This window comes from Erythrobacter sp. HI0063 (genome assembly GCF_001635685.1).
Taxonomy (GTDB): Bacteria; Pseudomonadota; Alphaproteobacteria; order Sphingomonadales; family Sphingomonadaceae; genus Qipengyuania.
Genome location: NZ_LWFF01000100.1, coordinates 1 through 271 on the forward strand (window position 1 = coordinate 1; position 271 = coordinate 271).

The 271-nt window shown below is 64.6% G+C and carries 1 riboswitch.

The features are described from left to right. Positions 1–179: 179 nt before the first annotated feature. Positions 180–271, reverse strand: a riboswitch (TPP riboswitch). This riboswitch is flagged as partial in the annotation.

The window sequence follows — 271 nt, forward strand, 5'->3', positions numbered from 1 at the left end:
CCTCGTCGCCTTCCAGCTGGATTTCTCGCATGGCGACACGCACGCCGCTGCCGCTTTTCGCGCCGACATGCACTTTGCGGCTGCCGCGGATCGGGCCGGTGGTGACACCGATCTCGAATTTGGAATTGATGTCTGCCATGCGTCTCTCTCCATCGCGACGGAGAGAGAGCGGATGTCCGGATCGAGGCCCGCCCACTCCCTCCGCCGATCTTAATCGGTTCAGGTTCGACGGGTCGGGCGGTGCTACGCGCCCCTCTCAGCGTCAGCACGC